This window comes from uncultured Abyssibacter sp., assembly GCF_964000955.1.
GTDB lineage: Bacteria > Pseudomonadota > Gammaproteobacteria > Nevskiales > OUC007 > Abyssibacter.
In genome coordinates, this window is the sequence record NZ_CAXFCL010000118.1 from 1 (window position 1) to 2,503 (window position 2,503).

At 70.1% G+C, this 2,503-nt stretch carries 2 protein-coding genes; both read left to right on the top strand.

The genetic code is table 11. The features are described 5' to 3' along the window. On the top strand, positions 1-968 hold a 968-nt coding region (locus ABNS06_RS05450), incomplete at its 5' end, for a VWA domain-containing protein (protein ID WP_348673075.1). Next, the coding region (locus ABNS06_RS05455; RefSeq protein WP_348673076.1) for a VWA domain-containing protein at positions 965-2,503 on the top strand (1,539 nt) is incomplete at its 3' end. The genes ABNS06_RS05450 and ABNS06_RS05455, both read left to right, overlap by 4 nt.

The following is a 2,503-nucleotide window of genomic DNA, read 5'->3' on the forward strand; positions in this document are numbered from 1 at the left end:
CCTGGCTGCTGCTCGCGCTGCCCCTGCCCTGGCTGGTGCATCGTCATGCGCCGGCGATCCGTGCAGGTCGCGCCGTCCGCCTGCCCATCCAGTCCGAATTGCAGCTCGCCGCCGCGGCCGACGGCACGCAGCGTCTGATCCCGGGCTGGCGCACCCTCGCCTGCGTCGCGGCCTGGGTCTTGCTAGCCGTCGCGGCGGCCCGGCCCGTGTGGCTTGGCGAGCCGATCCGGCTGCCGGCCAGTGGCCGCGACCTGATGCTGGCGGTCGACGTCTCCGGCTCGATGGAGGAATCCGACATGGAGGTGAACGGGCGTCGCGTGAACCGGCTGCGGGCCGTGCAGTCCGTGGCCTCCGACTTCATCGAACGCCGCGTCGGCGATCGCGTCGGACTGATCCTGTTCGGCGACCGCGCCTACGTCTATTCGCCGCTGAGCCTGGACCGCGACACCGTCGCCACGCTGCTGTCCGACGCCCTGGTCGGCCTGGCCGGCCAGAAGACCGCGATCGGCGATGCCATCGGCCTCGCGGCCAAGCGGCTGCAGGACAGCCCGTCCCGAGACCGGGTGCTGATCCTGCTCACCGACGGCGTCAACACCGCTGGCGAGCTGACCCCGGACAAGGCCGCCGAACTGGCCGCGACGCTGGGCATCCGCATCCACACGATCGGATTCGGCGGCGGGCCGCAAACGCTGGGCGGCTTCTTCCAGATCCAGCAGGCGCAGATCGACGAACGCCAGTTGCAGGCCATCGCCCGCCAGACCGGCGGTCGCTATTTCCGCGCGAGAAACACCGAGGAACTCGAGGCGATTTATCGTCTGCTGGACGACATCGAACCGGTGGAAGTCGATGCGCTGAGCGTCCGCCCGCGTCGGGAGCTGTTCATCTGGCCGCTGGCCGCCGCCGCGCTGCTCGCGGGTCTGGTGTCACTGCGCTGGCCCCGTGGTCTGCGCACGGGAGTGGCGGCATGAGCTGGCTGGGTGATTTCCACTTCATCCGCCCACTGTGGCTGCTGGCGCTGCTGCCCTGGCTGGCGCTGGCCCTGCGGACCCGACGCGGAGGCGGCGAGGACATCCGCTGGACGCGGGTGATGGACCCCGCACTGCTGCGCGCGCTGACCCCGGCGGCCGGCGATCTGAAGCCGGGCCGGCTCGACCGGATCACGGCCTGGGCCGCGATGCTGGGCGGCCTCGTCGGCATCATCGCGCTGGCCGGACCGTCGTGGCGCTACCAGCCGACACCGGTATTCCAGACCTCGCAGGCACGGGTGATCGTCATGGATTTGTCGCAGTCGATGAACGCGCAGGACCTCGCGCCCGACCGGCTGACCCGGGCCCGCTTCGCCGCTCTGGACCTGATCGATGCCCTGCCGGACGGCCGCATCGGCGTGGTCGCATTCGCCGGCACGGGCCACTCCGTCGTGCCGCTGACCGCGGATCATCGCACCGTGCGCCACCTGGTCAGCACGCTGAGCCCGGAGCTGATGCCGGTGCCGGGCAGCAGCATCGCCGCCGGCCTGCGACAGGCCGAAGCGCTGCTCAGACAGGGTGATGCGCCCGGTGGCGACGTCGTGCTGCTGACCGACTCCGAACCCGATGCGGCCGCCCGCGATGTTGCCCGGCAACTGGCCGATCAAGGTCATTCGCTGACGATCATCGGCTTCGGCACGGCGGACGGCGCGCCGATCCCCAGCGAGCGAGGCGGCTGGGTGCACGGACGTGACGGCAAGATGACCTTGGCCAGACTGGACGAACCTGGCCTGCGCCGGTTGGCATCCGTCGGTGGCGGCCGCTATCTGAAAATGAGTGGAGCCGCGCTGACACCGGCGCAGTTGGGCCTGTCGGACGCGCCCGGCCACCGGACGGACGAAGATTTCGGACGCGAGACCCGGCAATGGGAGGACACCGGCCCGTGGCTGGTACTGGCACTGATCCCGCTGATGCTGCTCAGCTTCCGCCGCGGCGCGCCCTGGCTCGCCTGCCTGGTCTTGCTCGTAGCGCCCCTGCCCCGCGCCGACGCATTCGAACTGAACGCGCTGTGGAAGAACGCCGATCAGCGTGGTCAGGTGCAGCTCGAGGCCGGCGAGGCCAAGCGCGCCGCGGAAACCTTCGACGATCCGCGCTGGAAAGGCGTCGCGGCCTACCGAGCCGGCGACTATGCGACGGCGATCGAGAGCTTTTCCGACCCGGCCACCGCCGATGACGCCTACAACCTCGGCAACGCCCTGGCGCGCTCGGGTGATCTGGAAGCCGCATCGCAGGCCTACGCCGAGGCCCTGGCGATGAATCCGGATCACGAGGACGCCGCGTTCAACAAATCGCTGGTCGACGCACTGAAACAGCAGCAGGACCAACAGCAGCAACAGAACGGCGAGAGTGGCGAGGACGGCCAGCAGGGGGACGAATCCGGGCAGCAGCAGGACGGTGAACAAGGCGCGGACAGCGACCAGCAGCCCTCGTCCGAATCGGGTGCGAACTCCGATTCGACGGGACAGTCCGGCGATCCG